At 41.1% G+C, this 26884-nt stretch carries 26 protein-coding genes; 4 read left to right on the forward strand and 22 right to left on the reverse strand.

Going from position 1 to position 26884, the window contains the following annotated elements; all coding sequences use genetic code 11:
• From FEN17_RS01670 to FEN17_RS01680, 4 genes are all read left to right on the forward strand, one after another.
• Positions 1-823: T9SS type A sorting domain-containing protein (locus FEN17_RS01670; RefSeq protein ID WP_171037805.1), on the forward strand; the 823-nt coding region annotated here is incomplete at its 5' end.
• Between the two features lie 268 nt (positions 824-1091).
• Complete coding sequence (locus FEN17_RS27915; protein ID WP_374756664.1) at positions 1092-1175, forward strand: hypothetical protein; 84 nt, start codon at positions 1092-1094, stop codon at positions 1173-1175.
• Positions 1157-1513 (forward strand): transposase, encoded by a 357-nt coding sequence (locus FEN17_RS01675; protein WP_138363581.1) that lies wholly within the window; start codon positions 1157-1159, stop codon positions 1511-1513. Before FEN17_RS27915 ends, FEN17_RS01675 begins: the two co-directional genes overlap by 19 nt.
• Positions 1514-2119: 606 nt before the next feature.
• Positions 2120-2383: an IS3 family transposase gene (locus tag FEN17_RS01680; RefSeq protein ID WP_138363582.1), complete on the forward strand. Its 264-nt coding sequence runs from the start codon at positions 2120-2122 to the stop codon at positions 2381-2383.
• 106 nt (positions 2384-2489) lie between these two features.
• Here the strand turns inward: FEN17_RS01680 and FEN17_RS01685 are convergent, their stop codons facing one another.
• The 22 genes from FEN17_RS01685 to FEN17_RS01790 form a co-directional block, all read right to left on the reverse strand.
• On the reverse strand, positions 2490-3860 hold the full coding sequence (locus tag FEN17_RS01685; protein WP_138363583.1) for a sugar transferase: 1371 nt from the start codon (positions 3858-3860) through the stop codon (positions 2490-2492).
• A gap of 194 nt (positions 3861-4054) precedes the next feature.
• Entirely contained in the window at positions 4055-4750 is a 696-nt protein-coding gene (gene cmk / locus FEN17_RS01690; protein ID WP_138363584.1) for a (d)CMP kinase, read from the reverse strand.
• Positions 4751-4808: 58 nt separating this feature from the next.
• Positions 4809-6206 carry a capsule assembly Wzi family protein gene (locus FEN17_RS01695; protein ID WP_138363585.1) on the reverse strand — a complete coding sequence of 466 codons (1398 nt, stop codon included), beginning with the start codon at positions 6204-6206 and terminating at the stop codon, positions 4809-4811.
• Positions 6207-6273: 67 nt separating this feature from the next.
• Positions 6274-6726, reverse strand: a complete 453-nt coding sequence (locus tag FEN17_RS01700) for a NanQ anomerase/TabA/YiaL family protein (protein ID WP_138363586.1) — start codon at positions 6724-6726, stop codon at positions 6274-6276.
• A 34-nt stretch (positions 6727-6760) separates the two neighbouring features.
• A complete protein-coding gene (locus FEN17_RS01705; protein ID WP_138363587.1) occupies positions 6761-7828 on the reverse strand; it encodes a 6-hydroxymethylpterin diphosphokinase MptE-like protein in 1068 nt (355 codons plus the stop codon).
• A gap of 9 nt (positions 7829-7837) precedes the next feature.
• On the reverse strand, positions 7838-8662 hold the full coding sequence (locus tag FEN17_RS01710; RefSeq protein WP_138363588.1) for a 6-hydroxymethylpterin diphosphokinase MptE-like protein: 825 nt from the start codon (positions 8660-8662) through the stop codon (positions 7838-7840).
• 3 nt (positions 8663-8665) lie between these two features.
• Complete coding sequence (locus tag FEN17_RS01715) at positions 8666-9430, reverse strand: HpcH/HpaI aldolase family protein (protein WP_138363589.1); 765 nt, start codon at positions 9428-9430, stop codon at positions 8666-8668.
• Between the two features lie 44 nt (positions 9431-9474).
• Positions 9475-10119, reverse strand: a complete 645-nt coding sequence (locus FEN17_RS01720) for an acylneuraminate cytidylyltransferase family protein (RefSeq protein WP_205748083.1) — start codon at positions 10117-10119, stop codon at positions 9475-9477.
• 34 nt (positions 10120-10153) lie between these two features.
• A complete protein-coding gene (locus FEN17_RS01725; RefSeq protein WP_138363591.1) occupies positions 10154-10609 on the reverse strand; it encodes a NanQ anomerase/TabA/YiaL family protein in 456 nt (151 codons plus the stop codon).
• Positions 10606-11700: an AroB-related putative sugar phosphate phospholyase (cyclizing) gene (locus FEN17_RS01730; RefSeq protein WP_205748084.1), complete on the reverse strand. Its 1095-nt coding sequence runs from the start codon at positions 11698-11700 to the stop codon at positions 10606-10608. Before FEN17_RS01730 ends, FEN17_RS01725 begins: the two co-directional genes overlap by 4 nt.
• On the reverse strand, positions 11678-12439 hold the full coding sequence (locus FEN17_RS01735; RefSeq protein WP_138363592.1) for an SDR family NAD(P)-dependent oxidoreductase: 762 nt from the start codon (positions 12437-12439) through the stop codon (positions 11678-11680). The genes FEN17_RS01730 and FEN17_RS01735 overlap by 23 nt, the downstream gene beginning before the upstream one ends.
• Before the next feature lie 139 nt (positions 12440-12578).
• Positions 12579-13178, reverse strand: coding sequence for a D-sedoheptulose-7-phosphate isomerase (locus FEN17_RS01740; RefSeq protein WP_138363593.1), 600 nt, complete (start codon positions 13176-13178; stop codon positions 12579-12581).
• A 29-nt stretch (positions 13179-13207) separates the two neighbouring features.
• On the reverse strand, positions 13208-14200 hold the full coding sequence (locus FEN17_RS01745; RefSeq protein WP_138363594.1) for a Gfo/Idh/MocA family protein: 993 nt from the start codon (positions 14198-14200) through the stop codon (positions 13208-13210).
• Positions 14201-14257: 57 nt separating this feature from the next.
• Positions 14258-15175 carry a phosphoglycerate dehydrogenase gene (locus FEN17_RS01750; protein ID WP_138363595.1) on the reverse strand — a complete coding sequence of 306 codons (918 nt, stop codon included), beginning with the start codon at positions 15173-15175 and terminating at the stop codon, positions 14258-14260.
• 70 nt (positions 15176-15245) lie between these two features.
• A complete protein-coding gene (locus tag FEN17_RS01755) occupies positions 15246-16634 on the reverse strand; it encodes a hypothetical protein (RefSeq protein WP_138363596.1) in 1389 nt (462 codons plus the stop codon).
• Between the two features lie 34 nt (positions 16635-16668).
• A complete protein-coding gene (locus FEN17_RS01760; RefSeq protein WP_138363597.1) occupies positions 16669-18006 on the reverse strand; it encodes an O-antigen polymerase in 1338 nt (445 codons plus the stop codon).
• An 87-nt stretch (positions 18007-18093) separates the two neighbouring features.
• Positions 18094-19365 (reverse strand): polysaccharide pyruvyl transferase family protein, encoded by a 1272-nt coding sequence (locus FEN17_RS01765; protein ID WP_138363598.1) that lies wholly within the window; start codon positions 19363-19365, stop codon positions 18094-18096.
• 74 nt (positions 19366-19439) lie between these two features.
• Positions 19440-20981 carry a lipopolysaccharide biosynthesis protein gene (locus FEN17_RS01770; RefSeq protein ID WP_205748085.1) on the reverse strand — a complete coding sequence of 514 codons (1542 nt, stop codon included), beginning with the start codon at positions 20979-20981 and terminating at the stop codon, positions 19440-19442.
• Between the two features lie 108 nt (positions 20982-21089).
• Positions 21090-21971: an N-acetylneuraminate synthase family protein gene (locus FEN17_RS01775; protein ID WP_138363599.1), complete on the reverse strand. Its 882-nt coding sequence runs from the start codon at positions 21969-21971 to the stop codon at positions 21090-21092.
• 42 nt (positions 21972-22013) lie between these two features.
• Complete coding sequence (locus tag FEN17_RS01780; protein WP_138363600.1) at positions 22014-23174, reverse strand: acylneuraminate cytidylyltransferase; 1161 nt, start codon at positions 23172-23174, stop codon at positions 22014-22016.
• Between the two features lie 390 nt (positions 23175-23564).
• Positions 23565-25931 (reverse strand): GumC family protein, encoded by a 2367-nt coding sequence (locus tag FEN17_RS01785; protein WP_138363601.1) that lies wholly within the window; start codon positions 25929-25931, stop codon positions 23565-23567.
• Between the two features lie 48 nt (positions 25932-25979).
• Positions 25980-26795, reverse strand: coding sequence for a polysaccharide biosynthesis/export family protein (locus tag FEN17_RS01790; RefSeq protein ID WP_138363602.1), 816 nt, complete (start codon positions 26793-26795; stop codon positions 25980-25982).
• Between the last annotated feature and the right edge of the window lie 89 nt (positions 26796-26884).

A 26884-nucleotide genomic window follows, 5' to 3' on the forward strand; every position in this document is an offset into this window, starting at 1 on the left:
CGATATCTACCGAGAAGACCGCAAGGCTGCAGGGTTCGGTACGGGGAATTATGGGTTCAACTTTTCACTTCCACAGGCATTGAAGGATGGCAAGGCCCACCAGCTTAGCATCCGCATCAAGGGTACCAGTTTTATTGTAGGCACAGCAAAAAGTGTAACTTGCTCCAGCAACGACTACAAGGGCCGTTTCGAATCTGCTAGTTGCACAACTATCAAAGGCTGGCTATGGGACAAGAATTTTCCAGATGTACGGCAAATCATTGAGCTCTTCGAAGGGGATACAATTTATGCAACACTGACTGCAAATGTTTACCGTGAAGATCGGAAAATTGCTGGATATGGAGATGGTTATTGTGGATTTACGATGGCAACCCCAGCTATAATAAAGGATGGACAGCAGCACCAGTTGAGTGCTCGTATTAAAGGCAGCAGTTACGTATTACTTAATTCTCCACTTAGTGTGACGTGCGCATCTCCTGCGCGCGTATCAATGACAGACGATTCTGATACGAGTGCGGTCAAAAAGAGTCTAGACCTGTTCGGAAATGAGTTTGAAGGAAAAGCAATTGAAGTCGTCGTAGCACCTAATCCAACCTCAGGGAAATTCTGGATCGAGTTTACGCCAACCCAGCAGTCTGCTGCAACTGTATTTGTTTCAGGGCAAAATGGTGTCGTAGCCCTGACGGAAGAGCTGATGGGAAAGGTTGGACAGACAGTAAAACATGAAATCGATTTGAGCTCGAATCCTTCCGGGGTTTATATAATTCAACTACGGTATGATGGAATGAAAATGGAATCGAAGAAGGTGATACTGGTGAAGTAAGCGTTAATCTTAAAAGTTTAAATAAGGCTGTCGATTATGTCGGCAGCCTTTCTCTTTGTTTAGATAATATTTATGAACAACTTCTGAGAATCTTCAAGCTTTATTCTCGGAAAATGTTAATAGATTCCCAGCACGTAGAGTGCTGAGCAATAAAAAAGGGCTAAAAAATGCATTGCCCCCAAGAAGTTAAACACTTCTCGGGGGCATTTTTTATGGGCAAAAACAGAAACACAGTTTAGAATTCAAGCTTAGGCTCATCAATTTGCACTTGAAAGGGGCTAATATTCGGGGATTGTCCAGTGAGTTCGGAGTAAGGCAGTCCTTACTGCGAAAATGGGTCGGGCATTATTGACAGGTTGGGTCAGTGAGCCTTTACCACACCACCGCCGGATCTACACCAAAGAATTCAAGCAAGAGGCAGTCCTGGCTTATCGGCAAACAGGCTTATCTTTGTATGAATGCTGCCTCAAATACAAGATACCCAGTGAGATTACGTTGCTCACCTGGATCAGGCAATACGAGCAGTATGGTATCAATGGTTTTAATAATGCCTGTGGCCGGCCCAGCAAGATGATCAAAAAAACCACATTCAAAAGAATTTACGGTCCTTTAACCCGGTTGGAAGAACTGGAACGAGAGAATTTGTACCTGTGCGCTGAAAATGAAGTTCTAAAAAGCTGGAAGCCTTAGCCCAACAGGAGCAACGCAAAGAAAAAGGCGTTAGTTGTTGATGGGTTAAGGCAGAAATTCCCGCTTGATTTATTATTACAGGTCCTGAAAATCCCCAGGAGCTGCTATTACTACCATTTGCAAACAAGGTCAGTGCTCAGCAAACACCGGGATGCCAAAAGCCAGATCCAACTGATATCACCAGCACAAAGGCAGGTTTGGCTATCGCAGGATCACCCTAGCTATGAAAAACATCGGCTGGCTGATCCAACCATAAAACGGTTTTGAAGCTGATGAGGCAGTCAGGATTGCGCTCATTGCTACGCATCAAAAAGTACCGTGCCTACAAAGGTGATACCGGCACGGTTGCACCCAATGCCTTACAACGCCATTTTAAATCCGAGCGTACTGGCCAGAAATGGACAACAGATGTAACAGCGTTTAAGGTTAAAGATCAAAAATTATACATATCGCCCATTATAGACCTGTTCAATGGATAGATTGTTATTTATAGCCTTTCAAATCTGCCAATTTCAAACAGGTTACCGACATGCTAAAAGCTGCATTTAAGAAAATAGATTGTAAAAAAGACCTGATACTGCATTCTGACCAGGGCTGGCAATATCAATGAAGGCTTATCAACGTATTTTGGCTGATAAAGGCATCACACAAAGTATGTCCAGAAAAGGTAAGTGCCTGGATAATGCTGTGATCGAAAACTTTTTTGGAACGATCAAATCCGAGTTGTTTTACCTGAAAGCTTACAACTCGGTCCAGGAGCTGGAAACTGAAATAAAGAGCTACATCAACTATTATAACAACGACAGAATCAGGCTCAATTTAAATGGAATGAGCCCGGTACAATACCGGGCTCAACACACTAATAGTTAATTTCTAAAAACGTCCAACTTTTCGGGTTCAGTCCAAGATAGGCCCTTTTTTATTATTATCTCTTTTACTCTTATACGCTTCTCTTTGCTACGTTATTATCGTCATTTTACTGCCCTCTCCCCAGCACCATCACCTGCACAGTCCTGAAAATCAGTCTCACATCATCAAAAACGCTATACGATTTCAAGTATTGAAGATCATATTTCAAACGTTCCACATTCTTCGCAACTGTATCCGCATATCCAACATTAATCTGACCAATGGAAGTAATACCCGGTTTTACAGTAAGAAGACGCTGAAAATCGTGAGGAGCAGCTTCCATTAGCATGTCCACGTCGTATTTGTAGAGAGGGCGAGGGCCGACTACGGACATTTCGCCTTTTAATACGTTAATAAATTGCGGTAGCTCGTCCAAACGTGATTTCCTCAAAATGCGACCAATTGGCGTTATCCTTGGATCGTCGTCGCCTTTTGAATGTTGTAAGCCCATTTTGTCCGCATCTACGCGCATACTTCTGAATTTGTAGATGTAGAACATTTCACCCCATCTGCCTGAACGTTGTTGTTTGAAAAATACAGGTCCCGGTGAGGTTATTTTAATTGCTGCCCAAACAAGGAAGAAAATTGGTGCACCCAAAACCATCACAATTGCCGAGAAAACAAGGTCGAAAGTCCTCTTTAACGTCTGCTCGTTAAAACTGGAAAATGGCTTGGTGTTGACCTGAATGATGGGGTACATATCGTGGTATTCGATTGTAGCCATGTTGGTCATAAAACCGCGGAAGTCGGGAACAAGACGAATCTGCGTTTTTCTGCGCTCGCCCATCTGGATCACGCTACGAACCTGATCATCGCTCATTTCGGAAAGACAGCAGTACACGTAATCCAGTTCTTTTTCTCTAACTAAAGATTCCAGCGAATTTAGATTATGGTCATCATTATTGAGATCGACCATTCCGAAATATCTGTAACCCAATTCTTTACGCTCATTGTAAAATTCACGGATCAACGTGGCAAGATCACCTTTTCCGACGATCGCATAGCGATTGTAGTTGTAGCCTGCCTGGCGATAAAATTTAAGAAAGAGAATCGCCGCAGCCCGTGTTAACGTTGACGAAACGATGAATAGGCCGTAAGTAAGCAAAAACTGGTACCTCGAATACTCTTCGCCTTGCTTGGTCAGATACAAAAAAGCCATGATCACAAAAATGTGGACCACGACCGCTTTGAGGAATTTTCCAAGCTGTGTATTGAAGTGATAAGAGAGCCTGGTAAAACGATAAGTGTTGAAAGTGTGGATTGTAAAAACCCAAACCAAGTTCGCTACAAGAAGCAGATTGACGTACCGGTTTTCCAAAGTTCCCCAATCATCCGGATCGAAGCGATACAGGTAAGCTGTCAGGAAGCACAGGTTCAGAAGAACCACGTCAGCCCATAAGTGGGCCTTGGGGAGGTTTCCAGAGTAATTATTTTTCATATTGTTGAACGTTGAGTGAACTTATCCGAACTTTCGCTGGCATTATTTCAAACCACAAAAGCCAAGTTGCACTGAAAGAGTAGATAGACGTACAAGTATAACGATTTTTTACAAGTTTGGCTCTTGTTTTTGTTATATTTTTACGTTTTCAGTAAAATCTATCAAACAATCGGAGTTAGTTAGATAAATACACTTCAACTATTCGACAATTCTCCTGCGTAGATTTGCTGATTGGCCAAGTCGATGGTAAGCTGTACCTGTTCGTCAAATGTCATTTCAGAGTTATCGATCAATACCGCATCCTCAGCCTTAATCAATGGACTTTCGGCTCTGTTCATATCATTAAAATCCCGTAGACGTAAATTCTCAGCGATTTCTTCCAACCCAACATTTTCGCCTTTTTCAACAAGCTCTAAATGACGGCGTTGTGCTCTAACTTCGGGTGAAGCAGTAAGATAAATTTTTAGCTCAGCTTTTGGGAAAACAACCGTTCCAATGTCGCGGCCATCCATAACGATACCGCCGTTCTCTCCCATTTTTTGTTGCTGTGCAACCAGCAGATGGCGAACCGCCGGAATCGCGCTAAATAGGCTCACTTTCTCAGAAACGTACATCTTCCGGATTTCACTTTCAATATTAACACCGTTTAGGTACACGTCATTGGTCATCGCCTCTGAGCGGTGAAAACCAATCTGGATATTATCCAATGCAGCGGTTACGGCCGTTTGGTCGTCTGAGGAGATATTATTTTGTAAGAAATAAAGAGTGGCAGCACGATACATGGCACCAGTATCAATATAAGGATACCCTAAATGCTCTGAAACTTTCTTGGCAGTGCTGCTTTTCCCGCAGCTCGACAGGCCGTCGATGGCGATGGTGATTCTTTTCATAAGAGTATAATTGGATTGTTGAGTAAAATGCTTTTTAACTTCGTGGGGAGTGGCTAGTTCAGAAAGACTTAGAAGCTTTGACTAGAAACGCGCCAGAATTATAAAGTAGCTTGCCATAATCGAGTGCAATAATTCCTCCTATCTGCAAGTCTGGAGACAAGTTGGTATGTGCTTCGGCATATCCCGAAAACTGGCTCACCGGCACGAATGTCTTTGTCTCGTGCGTTCCGAAATTGCGGGAATAGGATAGTTTTACCAATCCATCCCAACGGCCAAGGCTACCAGTAAATCCGGTATGTACGGCATAAAGCCGGTTGTTAATAAAATGGTAGCCTTCGCGCGTTACCTGACCTTTTCTAGCATCTGCTTCTCTTGTGATAAACGGCAACCCCAAACCGATCCCCTTATAACTCCAACCGTCGGTATATAAGTAGTGGTTCAAATAATTCTCGTTGCCCGTCTTAGTAGGCTTCGACCAAGGCTCTCCCGCTTGATTTTTAGTATACACGAATTCAAACAGAAACTTGCGCCATTTGACCGCTTTGGTACCTATGTTCTTATTGATAATCGAAAGCCCGTTTAATCCGTCAGCAATATTGGCAAGATGATACAAAGCTCCTACTTCATAGTAGCTTTGCCGATATGCTGCTACCAGCACGTTTTTGAAATCATATTCAAGGCGAACGTCAATGACTCCGACATGATTTCCAACTTTACTTCCATTCCATTTTTTACCAAACACTACTGATTGATAGCTTTCCCAGTCGGTTTGAATATAGCTTGAGAAGAGGGCACGCTCATTGCCCCAGAAAGCGTTGTCGTTGAAGCCCCCATAAAATTTGAATTTCCAATCATCTTTACCTATTCTACCCCAAAGCGACTTTTGGTGAAAGTAAGTATCTGCACCTGGAATTCTGCGGTTACGCACCTCCGTATATCCGACCCAGCCATGTGCATAATTTCCCTTGAACGCGAAAATTCTTCCTAGAATAGGCAGTGCATAAAACTCTGGAATACCAATTTGAACTTTGGGAATACCAAGCGCAGTCCCTGAAATGGCAAAGTTGCCAGCAGTTAAGAGCGTATCTGCTAAACCCATCACGTCTCTGGTTCTTCCACCTTTGAGTTCAAAAATCCAGAGTTTCACTTTTCCATAACCCTCAATCAGAGTTGCGTTTGAACCTTTCCCACCATTGGCACGGCCCTCGACAGCTGCACCCCAATCCAGAATCTGATGTCGAGTCGTATCGTAATCTTTACTGATACGTCCGATCGCACTGGCGGATGCGCCGGATAACGGAACACTTCCGTATTGATTGGTACGCATCCAAAAAGGGACGTGATCAGGTGTCGTGTAAGACCCCTGTCCTTCGATCCTGAAATTAACTTTATTGGATTGGGCATGACCTAAATAACCCATAAAATTCAGGATGCAAAGGATGACAACTCCTCTCATAGATTTCGACTTAATGAAATTTTTGGCTTAATTTGAGCCATTAAAAAGCTCGCGTTGAGGCTTCAACCTACTGAACCTTTACCTTAATTACAATCTTCTTAATATAACCGGGTTCACCATCTGCCCAAACCGGAGCATGGCCATCTTGTGGGAAAAACACAGCAAAAACATTATTGCCGATCACCACTTCGCCCTGCTTTTCAATTTTATTGAAAAATGTGTAGTCTTTTTCGGCATTGTATTCCATGCTGGGAGTTAATCTTTCCAGGTTCGACCACGGGATCAGCTCAGTGCCTTTAATGCAATACTGGACATCGATCACATGTTTGTGAGCCTCGTATCCGAAATCGTTTTCCGGCTTGGTTTCATATTCCATCACTACCGCTTTCGCCGTGTCAGTGATCGGATAGGTGCCCAATGCTATTTCAGGATCGGCATTTTTGATGAAAAGCAGACCTTGGTAAATGTCATCATTAATAGACTTATAAAACTCGATATTATTAAGTGTATCTACGAACATCGTTGAGAATTTAGAATTTGGATTTTATTAATTTTTACCGCTTGGCAAAGAAATACTGGCCTTTAAAAGGACCTACCGGTAAATAAGAAAGGATCAATTTTGGGATCAAAGTAAGACCAAATATGCTGTTTGTCCTGAAATAATCCGGGTAGAGGATTGCTTCGCTCATAACTTCTGGTGATGCCAGCATTTGTTCGAGAGATAGTCCTCGGTCTTTCAAAATTTTACTTGAACTTAGCAGCGAAGCATTTTCCAGCTCATCCAGATCGAATAATGCATCAAAATTAACTCTCGGGAAAACCTCTAACTTTCCGCCGTAGCCTGCATTCATAATGTTCACATCACGCCTTGCAAAGAATTCCCGTCCCTGCTCAAATTTTTCGAGCATTTCGTGGACTGTTGGATTATGATATTTCAAGCCTTTCCCAAAATAGCGAGGGTCGAAGTGATTTGGGTCGTGTTCGTCTGCTTCCCAGTCGCGTGAATTGATTTTCTTCACTTTCTGATCCGCGAAAGTCATGTCGACACCCAGGAGGTAAATGTTGGTAAAACCCAGGTAAGCTGCTACCTGAATCGCAGCATTCACAACCGTTTTATTAATGCCGCAATTGGGCAGGTCAGCACTGAACTCGGGACTGTCGGTATTAAGCCAGCAAACATTTTCCCGGTGATCTATATATTTGTCAAACTCAACATTCGAAGGGTGAATGTCAGGAAAAAATGCATTCGTTACAAGCGGCAGAATTTCTTCATTAATCTGCTCGTGCATGTCTTTGATAACCAAATCATCAGTTACCATGTAAAAATCTGGTACCCAGTTCAAACGTTCAAACATCAGGTTAAACCGGTTAAATGCCATGGTGTACTCATTTTCAAGTAAATACAGTGGCATTTGGTTCAAGCTGGGACCATTTCCGATCAGAAAAATCCTTTCACCTTTGTATTTATCCTTCAATGCAGCCCATTTCTGGAAGTTCCGATCATTTGCGCTCCTAAATAAACGCTTGATCTTTACCAGGTTATAGTTCCACAGCCTGGTCGTAAAAACCTTCGGGCCATCATTCTTAATAACGTTGAGTCCTTTGTCAATCAGTGCTTGCATAGGGCAGTCCTATTTTTTAAACAGAGAATTATAATCTACTTTTTCAAAAACCTTTAACTGGCCGTCCACAGTTGCATCTTTGATGACACGTCCATGTTTTTCGTATGCTTCTCTCGACATTCTGTAAGCAAGCTCTTCTCCCTTGTAATCAGGGATCCGCCACGCCATGCCTTTTTTATAATACCCTTGTACAAAGTGGTTCTTTTCATCTCCGGATGAGTAAACCAATGCGCCCGGGGTGCCTTTTTGTTCGTAGTTGTGGTCTTTGCCAACCAAGTAGACCTCATCAAAACCCATGTAAAACGCAAGCTGAATACATATCACCGTGACACTGTGACCAGCCCAGGTGGTTTTGGTAAGATCTGTTGAAAATTGAGGGGAATAATCGGATCTTATAAATGTAAGGTTTTCTTTGTTGGTAAAATGCTTCCGGGCATTCCAATTGAAAAATTTCGGTAGTTCCAGGGCGTCCAGATCGTCGCGAAATTGCATTAACTGGATCGCAATATCCTGAACTACAATATACGTAGGCATAAAACCCATATCGCCCGCATTCAGGTACATACGGTTCATTCCAATAGTGTATTCATCTTTCAGCAGTGTAAGATCCGTCTTTTTGAGACTTGGTCCGTTGGCTACGATGAAGCATCTTTTGCCTTTATGAATGTTGTGGTACTTCTCGATTTTTGCCTTATTCTGCTTTGCAAAGGACGAATTACCATGCCAGGACAGGTAATGAGGAATGTCTTTGACCCGTACCTTTACAGCATTGATCACCCGCTCCAAAGAAAGTTCTTTGAGGGACATATCCTTTATATATTGTAACCGGCTCATAGCTTATAAATTAAATTTCCCCATCTCCTCACTCGCCTTTCTTCCCATAAAAAAGAAATCCGTGCTGAATGCGACGAAGTTGTATCCTGCTTTATTTTTTTCTTTTACTAATTCAACGTTCGGGTCGATCACGTGGTAGCCCATCGAGAACTGGCGGTCGTTGCAGATTTTCTCTACTTTTTTGAGCGCTTCCTGCACGATCGGTTCGTTGTACTGGCCCGGAATTCCCAGAGATCCTGACAAATCATAAGGTCCGATGATGATACCGTCAATGCCTTCTGTTGAAATAATCTCATCAATGTTGTTCACACCTTCAATGTGTTCGATTTGCGCAATTACGACCAGGTGATTGCTTACCCACGACTTATATCCCTCAAAATCATAGCCGTAGCGCTGCGCGCGATTCAGGCCTACGCCACGTTTGCCGACCGGCGGATATTTGGCATAATCAACAGCTTGTCTTGCCTCGGCTGCGGAGCATACCATCGGTACAATGATACCGTCCGCACCGGCGTCCAGCGCTCTTTTGATCACCACTTCCTCATTTTTGGATACCCGTACCAGCGCCGCCATACCGCGTGCCTGGATGAAACCGATCAGAATTTGCAGTTCGTTGTAGTCAATCGAGGTATGTTCCAAATCGATCGTTAACCAGTCGAAACCGGCTTCGGCCATAATGTCGATTACCGCCTGGTGCGGGATCGTGATCCAGGAACCGATCGTGTTTTCCTTATTTTTAAGCTGTTGCTTTAATGTCGTGTTTTTCATAATCAGTTAAATTCTACCTCAGCTATTTTCGAACCGCTTCCGGATCATTCTGCATTCGCAAGCCTTCTTTGCAGCAAAAATTCCGCCCAATAGAAATCCTCCATATCGTCCATATCAGCCGCTTCCAGTCGCTCGATCGGGAACATCATCGGGTTGGAGCCGAGGCGGTTTTTGATCTTGTAATTGGTTTCTCTTGAAAAAATATAGAAGCATGAATTTTCGTGGTAGATCGGTTCCAGGTCCTGGGTGCGGATCAGCTTTTTCGGATCGTGGTTCACGCCCGAGCCGTCTGGCCAGTAAAAACGCTGCTTGGTTTCGGTTACTGAAAACAAGGCGTCATGCTCTGTTTGCGCGAAAAATGCTTCGATGGACGCGTTGATCGTCTCCGTCGTCAGCAATGGATTAGTACTATGGGTCTGCAAAAAGTAGGAGGCATCCGTTTGCTCAATGTCGTACTCGATCAGCGGCTGAATGCTCACCATATCACCCAGTAAAAAATCGGGGCGCATAAAAGCCTTGATCTTTGGGAATGCCTTGGTGCTTTCAAAAATCTCATCAGAATCGGTATTAACCAAAATTTCAGAGATGTATGGACTTGCAGACAAGGCTTCCATCACCCAGTGAAAAGCAGGCTTCCCTACGAGTGGCCGGATGTTTTTGTGCGGCACCCTTTCAGAATGCCCCTTCATTGGAACGAGAGCGGTGATTTTCGGAATCTCCATTTTAGCTGATGGCAATTTTTATGGTAATTTTTTTGATTAGCTGAGGTTGATCAACAAAATGCTGCGGTCCGTGGCCATCTTCCGGGAACATGATCGCGAAAATGCCTTCACCAATGTCGACATGCGTGCCGCGAGGGGAGGGGTCTTTGAAAAAAGTCCGGTCTTTCGCTTCGTCGTAAGGAATATTCACATTCATGCCTTCAATCGGCGACCATTTCACTCTTTCCAAACCGATTACCGGATACTGAATGTCGATCACATGTTTATGTGCCTCGTAACCTCTGGTAAAATCTGCAACCGTCTCATATTCACTTACAATCGCCTTCACATTTTTGCTGATCGGGTAGGTGCCTACCTCGATTTCGGGCTGGGCATTTTGTAAAAATTGTAACCCGGCATAAATGTCCGGCGACAATGCTTTATAAGTATCAATGTTATTCAGTGTACCGAGGATCATACGGTTTCCGCTTCGGTTAGTTGAGTTTCAAAATATTCTTTCATCCAGCCTACAAATTCGTCGTCAGCAGGGCGCATATCACGGAAAATTTTGCCGATGCCTTTATTGAGGATCAAACCCAATGTTTTACCCACATTCTTTTTGTCCTTGCTCAACGCTACCAGAAATTTGTCCAGCTCAATGTCGGAAATCGAAGTTCCAGCCCAGATCTGCGACAAAAGCTCGCGGATATACAGACGTGTTTCTTCTGAAATGTAGCCCAGTTTTACGGAAACAAAATTGGCCATATCCATGCCATAGCTTACTGCGATTCCGTGAGGAATACGATAGTTTGTCAGAGACTCAATTGCGTGGCCAAAGGAATGTCCGTAGTTGAAAACCAGCCTTTCATTCTGGTCAAACTCGTCTCTTTCTATGTAGCCTTTTTTGATTTCCAGACTTCGGTTAATGATGCCTGCCAAAACTTGTTTATCAGTTAATGCAGCGGCATATTCTCTTTTCAATCTTGCAAAATCCTCTTCTCCCGAAACCACATAATAATGTGTCATTTCACCCAGACCTGATTTCAGCTCAGCATCGGATAATGTGTTCAGGAATTCGAGATTGATGAAAATCTGATTGGGAGGATAAAAACCGCCAACCTGATTTTTGAACTTGTTAAAGTTGATAGAAGTCTTGCTGCCAATGCAGCTATCTCCTTGTGCCAGCAATGAAGTTGGGAAGAAGTACCATTTCACGCCACGGTACATGATCGATGCGATAAATGCCGTGGCATCCTGCGTGATCCCGCCACCAATCGCTACGAGACGATGGTTTTTACGGAAACCGTTTTCAATCAGGTACTGCATGATCGGCTCAACACCCTGGTAACTTTTTACCGATTCGTGGGCGTCAATACCAATGTGCCTGAACTTGTCCAGTACAGGCTGCAGTGTTTCCTTGTAAAGTTCTTTGATTTTATTGTCGATGATAATGACATCGCCTTCTTTCAGTTCGGCAAGAAGTGTAGCCTGGGTATCCTCGATAAACGTGACGCTATAATCGTGGATTACGGATTTTACGGTGAAATTATACATTGGTATATCCTCCATCAATGATTAAGTTTTGACCAGTCAGGTAGCTGTTTAGGTTGCTACTCAGATATAAAATAAGGTTCGCGATCTCCATAGGCTGGGCCATGCGGCGGATCGGGATGATGTCAGAAATTTTCTGGATTTCTTCCGGTGTGTTGGTACTTGCTGTAAGGTCGGTCAATGTAAAACCAGGTCCTACTGAGTTTACAAGAATGCCGTGCTCTGCGAGTTCTATCGCTAATGTTTTTGTCAAACCGCGGATCGCAAATTTGTTGGAAGTATAGATTGATCTGCCCGGTCTGGTGATTTCGCTCCATATAGAAGTGACGTTCACAATGCGTCCGTAACCATGTTTTTTCATGATTTTGCTGACTTCCCGGCAAAGGATATATGGGCCTTTCACATTGATGTCCGAAAGGAAATCAAAATCTTCCGTCGCCGTCTCGGTATTGACCGCGATTTTGTTCACACCAGCATTATTGATCAGAATGTCAATTTTCTTATCCTGGATCGCAGCAGTGAATGTTGCTACCGAATCCTGATTGGTAAAATCAACCTGTAGATAAGAAACCCTTTCAGGATCCGCGTTTTCTTTATTTAACTTTTCAACTTCTTCGACTTTGGTACCCGTAAGGATCACCGTAGCCCCGGCTTCAAGAAAACGTGCGGCGATTGCTTTGCCAATGCCTCTTGTGCCGCCCGTAATAAGGGCAAGCTGGCCGGTCAAATCAATGGAAACGTTTGATAGACTGCTCATGAGCGCTTAGGAAAAATGGCTTCATTGCCAAGCAAAAAGCAGCAATGAAGATAATGAGATAGGTGTCCCATATTACCGAGACAGTAGGAATACCCAGCCTTTTACACAATGCAAAAGGCTGGGTAATAGGACATTGATACTAGGTCAACGCAAGGAATTCCTCGTCAGTAGCCAGGTAGTTTACAATGATGTGGTTCAAAATCATGTGTACGTCCTCGATTGGGCCGTAATCACCTTTTGGATTTGGCGTGTACAAAGGTACTTTGGAGATTTCGTTCAATCTACCTCCCAGGAAGCCTACAAATGCGATAGTAGTACCGCCCAGTTCGTTTGCAAATTCAGCTGCTTTTACCAGGTTAGGTGAATTACCGCTGGCAGAAATCGCGATCAAAACGTCACCAGAAGTAAACTGGCCGCGCATTTGCTCTACAAATACGTCATCGAAATTGTTATCGTTTCCGATTGCCGTGATCATCGGAACATTGTCTGTCAATGCAATGATCTTCGGACGGAATTTTGAGAAATAACGAACAAAGAAGCGGAAATCAGCCTGCATGTGCGACGCCGTAGCCGCGCTACCGCCGTTTCCTACAACATATATGGTATTTCCGCTTTTGAAAGCTTCAATAAAAGTAGTGATCACCTGACCCAGTTTCTCAGGGTCAATCTGGTTCAAAATGTCGGTCAGACGACCAACGTAATCATTCAAATAGTTTTTTGCTAATTCGGTCCTTTCCATTTTTCTAGATTTGGTTGAGTAAAATTGAATTAAAAATCTTTCTGTTCGTACACTTTGTCGAGAATTGTCATGAGTTTCATGGCGTCATCCGAATTTCCGTAAACGATCGGTTTACCCTCATCGATGGAGTCGAAGAAATGATCCATTTCATATCTCCAGCTGTTGTTGTTTACATATTTCGTGATCACCTCGTCCTTCCAGGTAGCCGCAGGGGCTGTCGAGCGGTTTCTCGCCACCGACAATGTTTCCTCGCCGTAAGACATGGTTGAGGTAATCAAACCATTCAAAACCATGTAACCTTTTTCAAGGAATATCTCAAGAGAGAACAAGTGGCGCCACTGTGACATAGTCGAGTGCAGGGAAGCAACTTTGCCCGTCGCCGATTCTTTCAGGATCACGAAGGCATTATCCTCCACGTCCATGTGCCAGTAAAGATTGGATAATTCCGCTTTAACCACATCAAAATCACCGGAAAGGAACAGGAACAGGTCCAGCATGTGGATACCCTGGTCCATCAGGATACCGCCACCGGCAAGCTCCTTTTTAGCTCTCCATTGATTGAAGTAATCCTTGGTTACACTCTTTCCATAACGTCCCCGAAGCCAGAGCACTTTACCATATTCGCCGCTGTCAATGAGCCGCTTCATGTGCAGTACGCTATCGTGGTGACGGTGGTTGAAACCGTACATCAAAGTTTTGCCGCTTCTAGATTCAGCTTCCTTGATGTCCACAATGTCGGCAGCGGTAAATGCTGGCGGCTTTTCGCAAAAAACGTGCTTACCAGCATTGAGCGCGCGAATGGTAAGGTCTTTATTCAAAAAGTTGGGAGTGCAAACGATGATAACGTCCAGTTCGGGATTGTTGATGATCTCCTCGTGGCTCACATTAGGGATGCCATTCATATCAGCCCCAATACTTGGCTCTGATATCATCAGAACTTGCCCTTTTTTGATCTCGTCGATCGCGGTATGGCGGGTTTTACCCATTACACCGTAGCCGATGATGCCAATTTTGTAATTCATAAATTAAATAGTTGAGTAATTCTTAAATGAAATAATTAGCATTATAAAAATAAGCACTTACTTGATTTCTTCTAGCAGATTTTTCACAGCTTCAATTTCCATCAAGAGTTTGCCTTCTTCGGCGTAAGAGCCGAGGTGCGGTGTGAGCACAATATTATCAAGTTCAGTGAGCGGACCGGCATAAGGTTCCTCCACGAAAACATCCACCGCAGCACCAGCTATTTGTTTTGTCGACAAAGCCTGAAAAAGCGCATCTTCATCCACAATGCCACCTCTGGAAATGTTGATCAGCAAAGCCGATTTTTTCAGAAGCGCCAATTCTTTTTCCGAGATCACCGGTGATTTGTCTTCATTACCAGGCACATGCAATGTTACAATGTCAGCGTCGCTCAGCACGGTGTTGAAATCCACCAGCTTAACACCGGTCTTTTCAGCCCATTTCTCATTAGCATAAGGATCATAACCGATCACCGGGTTACCGATCCCACGGAAAAGCTCCGAAACCAGGCGGCCAATCCGTCCCAGTCCAACTACACCGATCACTTTATTAAGTACCAGGTTACCAGTCTGTTTTTTCCAGATTTTATTTTTCAAGGAAGCATCCGCCTGTGGAATCTTTCTCAAAAGCGACAAGGTCATCGCCAATGTTAACTCAGCCACGGCGCGCGTAGGCCCATCCGGCGTATTTCTGACAATGATACCTTTTTGTTGAGCGTAAGGCAAATCAATGCTATCCATCCCAATCCCAACGCGGCTGATTACTTTTAGATTAGGCAATGCATCCAGAACACGCGCATTCAATGTTTCAACGCCAGCCACGATCCCAATGCAATCTTTCGCCAGTTCAATAGCCTCATCTTCGGTCAGCTTCCGGCCATAAGGATTATTAATAACTTCAAATCCAGCTTCCTCCAACATTTGAAAAGGCTCTTTGCCGACTTGCCCAAAAGAGGAGGGGGAGGTTAGTACTTTCATGTTTGTTAAATTTGATAATGATGCTTCAATTGCGTAGATTTTTTCTCGCCAATATCTTCCTTTCGTTTGATTATTTCTGTTCAAGAAACTTTATAAAGCTTTCCGAGATTTTCTCAATATTAGCTTTATCGGTATAATATGGAGAACCTTTATGCCCGTCTATTACGCCAGCAAAACTACTTCTTATAATATATTCGGAATACTCCTGGCAAGACATTTTTTCCTTGTCTCTTTCTATGCATCGTTCCCGTAATTCAAAATAGTTAGATGTATATTTTAAGTCCTCCAACGTAATACGATGACAGTATTTTAGCTTATCGAAAAATATGTTACTGAATAGAAAAACATGCTTTTGATACAAAGCGCCTTCTAAAGCAACTGTTCCACTGTTTGTAAATATTGTTTCTGAAAGCCCTATAAGCTGATGCGAGCTTGTTTCCTCGTGAATAATAATAACATTACGAAGATTTTTTAGTCTTTTAAAGAAATCTTCACCTCTATTTCCAATCGCATTGGTGTGTTCCTTCACAACCAAATAGTAATCATTAGGAAGAATACGCCAAACATCCCGAATAATTAGATACTGGTCTTCGTAATATCTGCCAACTACATCTATCGAGGCTTCGGGCTGCATATGAAGCGTTATGAGAAAAAATTTTTTTCCCTCCAAAATGGATAAATTTTCTCGCTTTAATTGCTTGGTATAGTAGTATTGATTTTGCGAAACAGTAAGAAATTTATTAACCGCTTTGCCAATTGTCAATGATTGCGGATTGTCTTTTGGTCTCTCAATGAAACGATTTTGAGCCAAGAACTTAGTAATTCTATTTACTTTATATTTAAAAGTAATAGAATGCTTTACATCTTTTGCTACATCAGCTACCCGTTGAGGAACAACCGGCTTAAGAGGTAATTCAAATCCATTTAAAACATCTTCACCGTGAATGTATTCCGCTTTCTTAAATAATGTATCCTGATATTCAGTATCCATAAATGAAAATCGGCCATTAGGAATGCGTATAGATTGGGGGTGCAAATAGAAGCAGGAATTCTCAAATTTATCTTGACAAATACGGTTCATCAATATCTCATGCGCCCAAGTCATCTCTCCGAAGATATAACGTAGCTTTTTCTCCGTTACAAAATTGTAAAATAGCGACTGAAGTTTACTCAAATATGCCATACCATCATTAAACCTAAATTTTAGAACTCTGTCACCGTAAACAAGTTCGTGCAATTTGTACTCGCCGATGATCTCGCCAACATTACCTTCAATTAGAGCTAAATTCAGTAAAAGTACGTCCTCGGCAGGCCAGCCAGAGGATATAATATAGTCATATTGAAATTTTGCGGCACATATCCAGTGGATTTTTGTCCCTGACATTTTAGTAATAATAGACTTACTTATAAGGTCAAAAAACTGGCTTTTATGTCCGTTAGCAACAAAAGCAATATTCATAATGTCTTTTTTTAGTAAAGGTACCCTAATCTTGCTACTGGATAACCTCAGGACGTTTTTGACCTTTTGGCGCCTTCAGCGTTTCTATTGTTTTATTAAGGATGGAGGCGTCGTTCCTGTAAAATACGCACACCAATGCAAAAACCAGATCCACAATTAATAGCTCAGTCTTGTTATGACCTCCGTAAGCATAAAATGTAATCCCGGAAATTACTATTTTACACCAAATGCAAAGTATTATGATATTAGATAACGTTAAAAATCGCCTCGCAAGATTGGTGGCCCTTGTTATCAAGAAGGATATAAAGATAAGAAAGACGGCTCCACCAGTCTTCCCTAAATCCTCGATAACTGCCCCTATAAATGTATAAAAGACGTGCTGAGGAATATTCGTTTTCAATACCCAATAATCGCGCCTTTCAACAACATCGGTGAACGCTTTAAAGTCGAGCAAATCCTTGAAGTACGCAAAAATGTAATCGCCATTAGTTGTCCCTCTCATATTCCAAACGAACTCATTGAAGTACAATGTTCCCTCACCAGCGTAAAGTGAGATCCACTCGATTACCGGTACATCTGCGGCCACACTTTTTTGGTTATATCTAGCGAATGTGATAAAAAGAAAAATCCCTACAACCAGTGATAAAAGTATAATTCCGTACCTTCTGACAGCCTTTTTCGCGTTAAGTGGTAGGAAGTCTTTAAAAATTAGATAGAGAGCGAGAAAATAGACAACAGTGTATGTTAAAGTACTTCGCCCAGCTTGAACTACACCCATAGCATTCACACAGTAAATAGGTATAAGAAGCGCTATAATAACCTTCCAGTCCTTTTTACGAGAGGCAAGTTGAAGAAATAGTAAAATCGGTGTAACATCTGAAAATCTTGAAATCAGCACATACATAATTTTACTAATCCCACTCAGTTGTAAAGTATCAATAGTTCCCTCACCTTCATTCTTAAGACGGTGTATCTCAGCGAAGATCGACTGGTCCATTTGCGAAACTTTCGTGAGCAAAAAAGTGACTTCGATTGCTGGTAGAATGGAGATGGCACCGATTACCATTGACAACCAATATACGACGTTATAGTTAAATGTAATTCGCCAAAGCTTACTGGTGTCAAATCTAATGATGGGGTAAACGACAATTAAAAAAAGTACGAAAAGAAAGATCGCAGGAAATATCTTGAGATTCGAAAAGTTAGATAAAACAGAATTAAAAAAGACTAGTCCAAATATCGAAGAGACAGCATAAATGAAAAGCGCTAAACTACCCAATCTGACGGACCTCGCCCAAAGTTGAAAACCAAGAAACAGGCAGCAATACAGAAGAAGGTTTATCCAAACGGCTAATTCTTGTGGATCTCTCATATAACTCCTATCGAAGTGTTCTATTAAAGGAACTGTAATCTAGTTGCTTTTCTACCACTGATGAAAATCTTCCAATATTTACGGAAACTAAGACGATTTTTCCGGTGATGCCAGGAAGTTAGCTATGGTTTCTCCGTAAACTTTTTTCACATCTTTAGAAATTTTATTGAAGCTGACGTTAACATGTGCCTTAATCGCCTCTTTGTTTTCTAAGACATTCTTAATCACTTTCACGGCTTGCTCTCCATTGAAGTTTTCAATGTCGATGGAATAGGGTTCTAATTGAAAGTTCTCAACCAGAGCCGTCATTTTTTCCTGCACAGGAATCGAAACAAGGGGAATATCATTCAAAATTGTAGTGATCTGCCCATGATATCTCATAGATACGACCAAGTCACATTGCTTTAATTGAGAGAAATAAGTATCGAAGGTGATTTCTTCCTCATATTCGCATCCAAGCTCGTCAAGCAATATTTTATCCGAGAAATGAAATACCGGAAATATTGATTTAATGCCAGCTTCTTTAAGCAATGCAAATGTTTTTTTCATTTCCACACAGAACTGCTTATATTTTTCAAGCTTTTCTGCTGAGATGTGCTTTCTTATTTCGTCCATACCCTCCACACGGTGAAAAAATGGATGCAAGTGAAATGGCCAGATCAGAAAGGCAACGGTTGTCAGCCGGCTTACAGATTCAACATCTGTAGTATCGATAGATGCTGGCAAGCTGAAAACGGGATCATAATTTGAGATTAAATTTTCTGGCTTGCCACCGTTTTTAAGAAACCCGTTATACGATTTCTGATCACGGGTGATGATAAATTCTGCATGCCTTGCTACATCGCCAAAAACTTTTCTAAGAATAAAATTAGGGTAGGGATCTTTGTCAGCTCCAAGGCCCACAATTGCATATCTTTTGCCGTTTAATCGTGCATATAAAAGCGTATATAGATAAGACGGCACGTTACGCGTTACCTTATTTTTGTGAAGTTTTCGGTAATATTCAAATAGTCCGCCACCTCCCAGAAATACGAAATCACCGCTTTTGATTTCATTCATAATCTGTGTCTTATCCCATCTATAAAATGTATCTACACCGTAATTAGTTGTAGGTGTATGCTGACGACAAGATAGACTTATTTTAACGTGTTCTGGAATATATTGCTTAAGCGAGAAATAAATAAGGTCGTCACCGATATTTGTGTTTCCATACGCACCAAACCAGACGAGTTTTTTTACAGGATCTTTGCTTGGCTTAATGAAAATTTCTCTCAATTTAACTCTTAGGAATGTCAAGAAGAAGAGAGTATAAAACCCAGTCTCTTTAACTTCACTTTTTAAATCCTTGAAAAAATTCATATCAATCGTTAATTTCGCTTAAATAGCGTTGTTGAGTAAATATTCCTCTAAATGGCAAATGTGTCAGGGCAACTTCAGACAAGAACCTTCGTTCTTTTCCTTAGTTTGGTCGATACTATTGATATCACGTATGTACGTTCTTCCTTACGTAATCCAAAAACTGCAATTGTTAACATGCAACAGCTACTTGAAATGAATAACATTAGAAGTGATTCAATCGGTGATCTTCCAATCAAATATTCCTGAATGAGTTTGGGAATTATGTATGAAATTATAGAGACCAGCGCAAGCACTAAAACGACTTCCCGAACATAGTTTGCTATACTAAATTCAACTGCACGCTTTATCATTATTACTCTCAGCATGTTGCATACCACCGTATTGCTAATAAGAATGTAAAATACAATTTCGGCACCAAAACCTAACCTCAGAAACAGGTATGCAATCGGCAGACATAATAAGCGAGTGCCCCCTACTACGATCTGATACCATTTTACTTTGCCAGTCGCTTGATTAAGTGTAACAATGGGGTTAACCAGCAATTCTAATAATGTGTCAATTACAATTAATCGAATAAAAGTGACGGAATAAGCGGGAACCTCTTCAAGCCATAAGCCCAGGACAAATCGAGCTTCCAGAAGGATAGGTAATGAGAGAAGAAATAGTAGGTAAAAGGAGAATTTTGTGCTTTGAAAGACCAATTGAGTCATTTCCTCATGTTTGTCAGAGGCGTACGACTTGATAATCTGTGGACGAACTGCTGTGAAAAAGTTGTTTCCGAAATTGAGAACAACGGATTGTACCTGATAGGCAACACCCCGCGCAGCATTTACTGCAGGACCAAAAAAGATGTTAATGAGAATGTTTACGCCGTGATTTTTTCCAACGCTGGACAATGCACCAAATAAATTCCAGCCTGAATAGCTTAGTATTTTATTGAAAAGTTGCTTGTCCCAATAAAATAAAAATCGGCATTCTTCAAACCGCCGTTGACAATACGTGCGATAAATCAAGGTAACAATGCAGGTTACGGAAAAAGTTAGAATTCCATACAATTCCAACTTATCAAATGAAAACAATACCAGCAAATAAACGATTGCGAGCTTTAGTAACACTTCGATAATACTCACATAAGCATATACCTTCATGTTTTCATGCGCGATAATCGCGGCGTTGTAAGGTACTGTGAACATGGTCATCATCAACGATAAAATTGAAAATTGATAAACCCAATGCGCAGCCTCCATTCTGTCAGCAGGAATCGCCAACTTGTTATTCAAAAACCAAAGGCCAACTGTTTCAGCAAAAAGTAGTATCACCAGAGCTATCAATAAATAGATAGTCATGGTAGTACTAAATGTTCTTTTTAGTTGGTCACGATTCCCTTGGCCGATTTCAAAAGCAAAAAAACGCTGGGAGGCCGAAGACATCGTGTTACTTAGAAATGAAAACATGGTAACAATGCTACCTACCACGTTATAAATTCCGTAATCAACAACACCCATTGTCTTCAAAACAACCCTTACTGTGTACAGCGAAACACCCATGGTGAGAAGCATCCTGATATACAGAAAAAATGTATTTTTCGCTATTCGCTTGTTATTTTCAGCAGCCACAGGTGATTGGCGTTGATTTTGTAAATTCCATTACTCTACCTTCCAGAGTTATGGACTACCAACTTTATAAATACTGGTAATCCATAACTTGTATACATTGAACTCAAATTAGTTATTACTTTTTTCCTGCTTTCTATATTTTAATTTTTCTCTTTGGACATCTTCAATATCCAAAACTTCTTTCTTCTTGTAACTCAATGCTTTTGAAGTTGCGTCCAAATCGCGGACAAGTCTTCTTAAACCGTCTGGTTCTAACGAAGCAGAGTGGTCAGTACCCTTCCAGGTTCTGTCAAGGGTATAATGTCTTTCAATCCATTCAGCTCCTAATGTAAGCGCAGCCACATCGATAGCTATACCCAAATGATGTCCGGAGAAACCAATCGCCTTTACTTTCTCACCATATTTTTCTTTTAAAGTCTGGATTTCAAGTAGACAAACATCTTCAAAAGGCACAGGATATCCTGATGTGCAGCTATAAACTACGAGATCTTTATTACGGCCTTTTGTCACGAAAAATTCAACCAAATCTTCAATTTCATCCTTAGTTGTCATTCCCGTTGAGACGTGAATCTCTCCCTGATAATTATCTGCCAACCAACCCAGCATTTCGTAATTGTTGTTACACGCAGAAGGAATTTTGATTAAGTCAGGATTCAGCGGTGCAATTTCTTTTGCCGATGTCAGATCCCATACTGATGTTGAATAAATGATACCCAAATCATCACAAAAGTCTTTCAATTCTTTGTGTTGATCTGCTGTAAACTCAAGAAATTCACGGTGTGCACCGTAAGTATCTCCGTACGCATTTGCCGGATTTGGGTGGGGCGCATTGTATTGATCCTCAGTCAAAAGTTCTCTGTTGTTTCTTTTCTGAAACTTAGCTACGTCGGCTTTGCAAAATATCTTCGCTACTTTAATTAGCTCCTTAGCGATTTCCATATCCCCTTTGTGATTGCATCCAATCTCAGCTATAATCTTAGGCCTTTCCATTGTTTTATTTTTTGGTTTAAATTAATTATACGTTTGAGTAAATTATATGCGATTGTTTAATTTCTGAATTATTTCGATCGCTTCACGGATAGCTTTATTTCCACCCGAAGCGTGCAATACAAAGTCAGCATATTGCTTGACGATATCCAATGCATTGGCCGGAGCAAAACTCCAGCTTGCTGCCAGCATCGCTGCCAGGTCATTAATGTCATCACCTACATAGCCTATTTCACTTTCAGAAATATTCAATTTGCCGATCAGAAATTGCATTAAAGAATACTTATCCTTTACGCCTTTGAAGTAATTTTTAATACGCAATTTTTCAATTCGGCGGTCGACGATAGGACTATTCTCGGAGGTCATTACAAAAATTTCGAGACCTATTTCACGAGCTATTTCAAAGCCCATTCCGTCGCGCAAACTAAATGACTTGGCAATTTCACCTTCGGGACCGGTAAGCACGTTACCCTCCGTGAATACTCCGTCCACATCAAGAAAGAGATATTTAACTTTTGACCCTGATTTTTTACGTTTAAGCAGGCGACCTACAAGTAATTGTTCGACAATAGGCCAATCCGACGGCTCATCAATTTCGGTCAGGGATTCTTCGGGCATTTCTATCGTAGCAATCTTATCGCCTAGCCGATTTTTTGTCTTCAAATATTGTTGCTTGTTCGTAGCGTAGACTGCACCATTTTCAATCAGTAAACCTTCAAAATCCTGCCGTCTCGGTCGGTTAAGATAATCATAGTTTATACTTTTGCCATCATGAGACCAAATGAAACGTTTTGCACTAACAACAGTTAGCGCCGAATCTGATGCGCCAGATGTGACACTTTGCAAAACATTATTAATATCACTAAATTCAGTGATAGGTGAAGTTGCTTGAAGAAGGCAGATGATGTCGAATTCGTAATTTAAACCTTCGGCCAGTTCTAGCATTCCGCTTTCCGTAGACGCAGTGTCCGTTGCTGATTCTACACTTCTCGTCCAATATTTAACTTTTGGTGCCCACTGATAATCTAATTCGATACGCTCTTTAATTTCGAAGTCGTCCGAAAAAACATAAACTTCGTCCAAATCGCTTTTAATGGCTTCGCCTAGCACCCATTGATACAAAGGCCTTCCCAAAAGTTTCTTTTTATTTTTTCCTGGAATTCCTTTTGAACCTCTTCGTAGGGGTATAATCGCAATAGATTTCATAATGCATGCAACTAGTTAGCGTTGAAAGGTAGTGCTAAAAATAGAGAAGCTGCGCCATCGACACTAGATAAATGTTCATTGTTTAGGAACACTTATTTACAAGTCAAAGGTCAATGACAAAAGCCTTTATAGCTGTATTTAACAATGCCTTATAGGCGCGCAAATTACGCTAATTGATAAACGCGTTTCTTGAAAAATGGTAGGCAACAAAATCATTCTTAAAATGAATGTCGAATTATTGAAGTAAAATCGAGCCCACTTGAAGGCAGTTTCCATTTGAGTGGGAAGATAAGGAGTTAACTTAAGATAAGTTTTCATATGTCGTTGAGTATTGAGTGTATTTAAATTTATTGTATTAGTGAGAAAAGTAGACAAATTAACAAATGGTTGTCAGCTCATCCCTACTAACTTTTTGATTTTCTCCCCCACTCCTTTGCGTTTAGGTTTCTCATCTTCTGAATAATAACCATAACCGTAACCGCCATACCCATAGCCATACCCGTACCCAGTACCGTAATTAACTCCATTGAAAATTACGGAAAGGTTAGCAAAACGCTTTGTCCTATTAAGTTCGGCGATTCTTGTAATATGATCAAGTAGAGTATAGTTAAATCTAACTAGATATAAACTGGCATCAACGTAGTCGCTAATAATTGATGCGTCGGTAACTAAACCATATGGCGGTGAATCAATCAAAATATAGTCATATTCTTCACGAAGTTCTTTGATAAGTATAGGCAATCTACCGTTTCCCAAAAGTTCCGAAGGATTGGGTGGAATAGGTCCGCTGGTTATAACGTCAAATTTGGGATGGACACCAGTTGATTGAATTAAACTTGACACATCTCCGTGACCGATTAAATAGTTAGTTACACCTTTACTATTTGGAATGTTTAAGCGTTCATGTAATGTTGGTTTTCGTAAATCAAGACCCACTAGAATTACGCGCTTATCAGAATATGCTAAACTTGCCGCCAAATTGACACTTACAAAACTTTTCCCTTCACCCCCAATGGATGAAGTAAACATGAGCACCCGACATCTGCCATCTCCAAGATACTGTAAATTCGTTCTTAAAGCTCGAAATTGTTCTGCAACCGCAGATCGGCTGGTAATAGAGATGATCGCGTCCTGACCTGGATCGACTTTAAGCGTACCTATTTCTCCCAGCACAGATATACCGCTGATCTTTTCAATGTCATCTTTACTTTGAATAGTGTTATTTAAGAGGAAAATAAGATTTATTAATAGTACGGGAATTGCAAATCCAGCTAACAATGCGCCTGACCAAATAAATAGTTTTTTTGGCTTAATCGGTTCAATGGATGTTGTAGGAGCGTCAATTAAACGGCTATCAGTAACAGTGGATGCGTAGCCTAATGCTGTTTCTTCCCTTTTTTGCAAAAGATATAAATATAAGCCTTCCTTAATGGTTTGTTGACGTTTTATCCCAACATATTCTCGCTCTTTTTGAGGAATGCTGCGAAGACCTGCAGAAAATCTTGTATTGATGCCTTCTAAATTACGCTTTGTAACATCCATTCCTCTTCTTAAATTCTGAACATTCTCACGAATTGCTTGCTTCGTTTGCGCAAGCTGTGTATTAATAGTTTCGAGTAGGGGGTTGTTGGCCTGAGTCGTTCTTGCGTATTTTTCTCTTTGCAAAATTAAATCATTATACTTAGTCAAAAGAGAAACCAATACAGGGTCGTTAATCATGTATGTTGCAGGAGCCGTTGCACCATCCGTTGAATTCTTTATGTAGTTGTCAACACTTTCTAAAATGCTGATTTGCGTATTAATCTCGCTGAGTTTGGAATCATTTTCTTTTATGTTTTGCAGAAATAACTGAGATTCTGCACTTATATCAGTAAGTCCCTTGGATGTTTTATACGCTTCAACATCTTGCTCTACATCTCCTAACTCTCCGGTTATTAAGCCCAAGCGTGTCTCGATGAATTTTAAGGTATTGCTGGCCTCGCTATTTTTATCATTCAAAGACGATTGTACGTAAACATCCAACAGTTTGTTTAAAATGTCTTTACCACGCTGTTTTGATGGATCTTCAAAAGTTAATTGCAACACTGTACTCTTCATGTTTGCTAAACTTACAGTAAGCCGCGTGAGCATACTTGCTGTGAGCGTGGGTAGGTTAAAAAAACGCACCTCTATGTCCTTATATTCAGATGCAGTCCCTGCTTCAACCGTAAAGAGTCCCCAAGGATTACGAAATCTCTGGCCAAACTTATACACTTGCTCTTCATCATTGATTTTGTAATGTAAACTATCAATCATTTGAATATACATTGAATTCTCTAATGCATATTCAGATATGATTTCAGGTTTAACAACAATAGGACTGTTTTTATATAAGTCAACAGTTCTTAATCCATCTTTTGCAAAAAATGCAACTTCCAAATTTAGCTCCTTCGCAACTTGTCCCATTAGCGACTCGGCTTTGAAAATCTCTATTTCATTTTCAACAAGCTTGTCACCACCAAATTGAGTCATTTCTTCCAAAATGGAAGCACCAGCGTCGATACCCTTTTTCTCGTCCTTGATTAGAATTGAGGTTTGTGATAAATAGACAGGCTTTGTAATTTGCAAATATAAAAATGCAGCTATTAAAGAAAGGGCAACAAAAATAGGAAATAGGTACCAGTAACGGAGATATCGCAGCAAATACCCCTTTAGATCAAATTTTGAACGCTCTGGTCGAAAATAGTCATCGTCAATATCTTCGTGTCTCTTATTCATTTTAAAGCCTTTTTATAGAAGCAACGTTAAGTTTAAAAATGTCATATGCTACCTTGAAACCCGGTAAAAAGCTAGTGAAAGCGCCGCAATAAGACTTACGACCAGAGGTGCCAACTGTAGTGTTCTGTCGGTAGTGTTTATTTTAACTTTTGCGGGCTCTATGTAAATCACATCATTCTTGTGTAAATAGTAATAGGGCGAATTAAAAATATCACGTGATGTCAGATCCACTCTCGCGTATTGACGATTCCCATTTTCCTCACGAATAATTAAAACATTGTTCCTGCGACCGTAAATTGTTAAATCGCCCGCAAGGCTTAAGACCTCAGGTAGAGTGATTTTTTCGTCAGGGATGTTGTACACAGCCGGAGAGCGAACTTCTCCAAGTACAGATACCTTAAAATTGATATTTCTTATTGTGACAGAAGGTTCTTTTAAGTATAGTTGCAAACGTGATCTCAATGTATCCGCAGCGACTTTAATTTGCAAGCCCTCAACCTTTACTTTCCCTATCAATGGTAGTTCAATGTTCCCATCAGAGTCAACAAGATAGCCGAAAGGTTGAACCGCAGCAGTGGCCATTGTTCCATAGCTAGCAGAAGCGGAAGCATATCTGTTAGGAGCATTAAAGATTTCATTCGCCTCCGCATTCAAACTCCCCACAATGATCGATAACATATCATTCTTTTGAATCGTCGGAACGTAATTCTGAACGATTGGAGATGTGGAAAATTTCGTCGTATCCCCTTGGAAATATACAATGGTCTTTGGTGATACGCAGGAAGTCGTTCCTTTAATTATCACGAGAGAGATGAGGAGTAAAAAACAGGCTGACTTTGGAAAAAACCTGGTGTGCGAATTCATAGTAGAACGGTGAGTAAAACAAAAAAATATTAATTACTTGATCTTCAATGTTATATTTAAATGAATTCAAGGCCCAGCGGATAATATTC

Origin of the sequence: Dyadobacter luticola (genome assembly GCF_005860805.1) — a bacterium.
In the GTDB taxonomy this organism is placed as follows: Bacteria; Bacteroidota; Bacteroidia; order Cytophagales; family Spirosomataceae; genus Dyadobacter; species Dyadobacter luticola.

Coding starts and splice junctions, on each gene's coding strand:
- FEN17_RS01695 (WP_138363585.1), bottom strand. CDS start 6,206: ATGAGAGGAGTTGTCATCCTTTGCATCCTGAATTTTATGGGTTATTTA.
- FEN17_RS01685 (WP_138363583.1), bottom strand. CDS start 3,860: ATGAAAAATAATTACTCTGGAAACCTCCCCAAGGCCCACTTATGGGCT.
- FEN17_RS01700 (WP_138363586.1), bottom strand. CDS start 6,726: ATGTTCGTAGATACACTTAATAATATCGAGTTTTATAAGTCTATTAAT.
- FEN17_RS01790 (WP_138363602.1), bottom strand. CDS start 26,795: ATGAATTCGCACACCAGGTTTTTTCCAAAGTCAGCCTGTTTTTTACTC.
- cmk (WP_138363584.1), bottom strand. CDS start 4,750: ATGAAAAGAATCACCATCGCCATCGACGGCCTGTCGAGCTGCGGGAAA.
- FEN17_RS01715 (WP_138363589.1), bottom strand. CDS start 9,430: ATGAAAAACACGACATTAAAGCAACAGCTTAAAAATAAGGAAAACACG.
- FEN17_RS01750 (WP_138363595.1), bottom strand. CDS start 15,175: ATGAAAGTACTAACCTCCCCCTCCTCTTTTGGGCAAGTCGGCAAAGAG.
- FEN17_RS01680 (WP_138363582.1), top strand. CDS start 2,120: ATGAAGGCTTATCAACGTATTTTGGCTGATAAAGGCATCACACAAAGT.
- FEN17_RS01760 (WP_138363597.1), bottom strand. CDS start 18,006: ATGAGAGATCCACAAGAATTAGCCGTTTGGATAAACCTTCTTCTGTAT.
- FEN17_RS01735 (WP_138363592.1), bottom strand. CDS start 12,439: ATGAGCAGTCTATCAAACGTTTCCATTGATTTGACCGGCCAGCTTGCC.
- FEN17_RS01740 (WP_138363593.1), bottom strand. CDS start 13,178: ATGGAAAGGACCGAATTAGCAAAAAACTATTTGAATGATTACGTTGGT.
- FEN17_RS01705 (WP_138363587.1), bottom strand. CDS start 7,828: ATGCAAGCACTGATTGACAAAGGACTCAACGTTATTAAGAATGATGGC.
- FEN17_RS01765 (WP_138363598.1), bottom strand. CDS start 19,365: ATGAATTTTTTCAAGGATTTAAAAAGTGAAGTTAAAGAGACTGGGTTT.
- FEN17_RS01725 (WP_138363591.1), bottom strand. CDS start 10,609: ATGATCCTCGGTACACTGAATAACATTGATACTTATAAAGCATTGTCG.
- FEN17_RS01730 (WP_205748084.1), bottom strand. CDS start 11,700: ATGGAGGATATACCAATGTATAATTTCACCGTAAAATCCGTAATCCAC.
- FEN17_RS01775 (WP_138363599.1), bottom strand. CDS start 21,971: ATGGAAAGGCCTAAGATTATAGCTGAGATTGGATGCAATCACAAAGGG.
- FEN17_RS01755 (WP_138363596.1), bottom strand. CDS start 16,634: ATGAATATTGCTTTTGTTGCTAACGGACATAAAAGCCAGTTTTTTGAC.
- FEN17_RS01675 (WP_138363581.1), top strand. CDS start 1,157: ATGGGTCGGGCATTATTGACAGGTTGGGTCAGTGAGCCTTTACCACAC.
- FEN17_RS01785 (WP_138363601.1), bottom strand. CDS start 25,931: ATGAATAAGAGACACGAAGATATTGACGATGACTATTTTCGACCAGAG.
- FEN17_RS01780 (WP_138363600.1), bottom strand. CDS start 23,174: ATGAAATCTATTGCGATTATACCCCTACGAAGAGGTTCAAAAGGAATT.
- FEN17_RS01745 (WP_138363594.1), bottom strand. CDS start 14,200: ATGAATTACAAAATTGGCATCATCGGCTACGGTGTAATGGGTAAAACC.
- FEN17_RS01720 (WP_205748083.1), bottom strand. CDS start 10,119: ATGAAGGGGCATTCTGAAAGGGTGCCGCACAAAAACATCCGGCCACTC.
- FEN17_RS01710 (WP_138363588.1), bottom strand. CDS start 8,662: ATGAGCCGGTTACAATATATAAAGGATATGTCCCTCAAAGAACTTTCT.